At 70.3% G+C, this 2512-nt stretch carries 1 protein-coding gene and 2 pseudogenes; 1 reads left to right on the top strand and 2 read right to left on the bottom strand.

All coding sequences use genetic code 11. The features are described 5' to 3' along the window. Positions 1 to 2: 2 nt before the first annotated feature. Positions 3 to 606 (bottom strand): annotated as a pseudogene (locus JHN45_RS51645) (flavin reductase family protein). A gap of 65 nt (positions 607 to 671) precedes the next feature. Between JHN45_RS51645 and JHN45_RS51640 the strand changes: the two are divergent. Next, complete coding sequence (locus tag JHN45_RS51640) at positions 672 to 1406, top strand: helix-turn-helix transcriptional regulator (RefSeq protein ID WP_201056430.1); 735 nt, start codon at positions 672 to 674, stop codon at positions 1404 to 1406. 7 nt (positions 1407 to 1413) lie between these two features. On the opposite strand, the pseudogene JHN45_RS51635 reads toward JHN45_RS51640, so the two are convergent. Next, a pseudogene (locus tag JHN45_RS51635) lies at positions 1414 to 2441 on the bottom strand (aldo/keto reductase). Between the last annotated feature and the right edge of the window lie 71 nt (positions 2442 to 2512).

Raw genomic sequence — 2512 nt, 5'->3', positions numbered from 1 at the left:
CGTCAGTACTCCGCCCGCCCCGCTCGCCCCAGCCGTGAGCCGAGGCCGAAGTAGTGGCGGAAGTTGTAGATCAAGGGGCTCCATACGGTCGGGTCGATGTGGGACGTGCCGTCTATGACGATGTCCGGATCCGCGTGTACGCGGACGGCCACGGCTTCGACCACGACGAACTGATCCGACGCGTCGGGCCGCAGGCTGCTGATCGTGGCCTCGATCTGGGCCGGGCACTCGGCGATCCTGGGCGGGCGCACCAGCTCCGAGGGGGTCGGGTGCCAGCCTGCCGCGCCGAACTTGTCCGGTCCCGGCCGGCTTGTCGGCCGGGACAGGATCGGCGCCGGTGAGCAGGGCGAGGCTCTCGACCTGCTTCCACTGGTCGGGCGACGGGAAGTTGATCACCAGTTCCGGGCGGGCCCGGAGGTTGGCGGCGGTGTGGCCATGCGCGCCGAGACCCAGGAGGAAGACATCGCCCAGTGCCCACGCGGAGGAGATCGGCGCGAGATTGGCCTTGCCGTCCGCGTTCTCGGACGACAGGACCACGACGGGCGTGCCGAAGTACAGGATGCTGGGCGTGATGACGCGGTGCGCGTCCTCGTCTGTCGGGGTCATGGGCTCCATCGTGTGGGCCGGACTGTTCGGTGCCGGCCGAACCGTCGGCGTGGATAGTGAAGAGCATGAGTGTTCGTGTTGATGCGGCCCCTGCAATGGCGGAACTGGCCGCGGTCTTCGCCGATCGCACGCGGGCGTCGATGTGTGTGGCCCTGCTCGACGGGCGCGCCTGGACGGCCGGCGAGCTGGCGCGGTACGCCGGTGTCGCCCGCTCTACGGCCACCGAGCACCTGAATCTGCTCGTCGCCGCCGGCGTACTCGCCGAGGAACGTCAGGGCAGGCACCGCTACCTGCGGCTCGCCGGCACCGACATCGCCGAGCTGATCGAGACGCTGGCCTCGCACACTCCGCCCCCGGCCGAGCGCCGGCATACGCTGCGCGCCGCGACGACGCAGGCGGCCCTGGCCCGCGCCCGGACCTGCTACGACCACATCGCCGGAGCGTTGGGCGTGGCGATCACCGACGCCATGACCAGCAAGGACATGCTCAGTCGCGATGACGGCTGGACGCTTACCTCCACCGGTCTGGCCTGGCTGCGGCAAGTGGGTGTGGACAGCGAGGCGCTGCGTGGGACCCGGCGCCCGACCGTACGCGGCTGTCTGGACTGGACCGAGCGCCGACCGCACCTTGCCGGGGCCGCCGGGGCGGCTGTCTGCGGCCGGTTCTTCGACACCGGATGGATCGAACGGATCGGCTCCCACCGCGCGATCCGGCTCACCGCGACGGGCGAGACCGTTCTGCGAGACCAACTCGGCCTGGACTGGAGCACGTTCGGCGGTCGGCACGGCTCACGCGACTGACGGCAGGTCAGGCCGCCGTGCGTTCCTCAAGTACCCGCCTGCGCAGTCCTGTTCGCTGGACGGCCGGCGGGGCGTACGCCATGTCGAGCGTGCCGACGTCCGTGCCGGGCGGGACCAACTCGTCGATCTGGTCGAGGAGTTCGTCGGACAGGACGGTGTCCGCGCCGGCCAGCAGGTCGTCCAGGTGGGCCATCGTGCGGGGCCGATGATCGCCGAGGTGACGCCGGGGTGGGCAATCGCGAAGGCCATGGCCAGGTGGGTCGGCGACAGGTCCGCCTTCTCGGCGAGGGCGATCACCTGCTCCACGACGTCGAGCCGGCGCTCGTCGCCGAGGTACTTGAAGCCGTAGGCGGCCCGGCGGGTGTCGACGGTCCGGCCCTTGCGGTAGCGGCCCGTGAGCTGGCCGCCCGCCAGTGGGCTGTAGACCAGCGTGCCCATGCCGTAGCGCTCGCAGACGGGGAGGACTTCGCGTTCGATGCCCCGGTTGAGGATCGAGTACGTCGGCTGTTCCGTGCGGAAGCGGGTCAGGCCGCGTCGCTCCGCCACCCACTGCGCCTCGACGATGTCCGACGCGGGGAAGGAGGACGTGCCGACCGCCCGCACCTTGCCCGCGCGCACCAGGTCGGTGAGGGCGGAGAGGGTTTCCTCGACGTCCGTGTCCGGGTCGGGGCGGTGGATCTGGAACAGGTCGACGTGGTCGGTGCCCAGGCGGCGGAGGGAGTTCTCCAGCGCCCGCACCAGCCAACGCCTCGAGTTTCCGCGCTCGTTGGGGTCGTCGCCCATCGGGAGGTGCGCCTTCGTCGCCAGTACGACGTTGTCGCGGCGGCCCTTCAGCGCCTTGCCGACGATCTCCTCGGACTCGCCCCGCCCGTAGAAGTCGGCGGTGTCCACGAAGTTGATGCCCGCGTCCAGCGCCCTGTGGATGATCCGGACGGAGTCGTCGTGGTCGGGATTGCCGTCGGCGCCGAACATCATCGCGCCCAGGCAGTAGGGGCTGACCTTGATACCGGTGCGGCCCAGTGTGCGGTAGTGCATGGCTCTCCTCGGGAGGGCATGGAAACGGAACGGCGTTCCGGAACACCATACGGAACGCCGTTCCGTTTCCA

The organism is Streptomyces sp. MBT53, from assembly GCF_016654115.1.
Classification (GTDB): Bacteria; Actinomycetota; Actinomycetes; order Streptomycetales; family Streptomycetaceae; genus Streptomyces.
This window is presented reverse-complemented; position numbering and strand designations above follow the sequence as displayed.

What these genes read in the sequence shown, in the direction of transcription:
- JHN45_RS51640 (WP_201056430.1), top strand. Translation starts at nt 672, where the DNA reads ATGAGTGTTCGTGTTGATGCGGCCCCTGCAATGGCGGAACTGGCCGCG.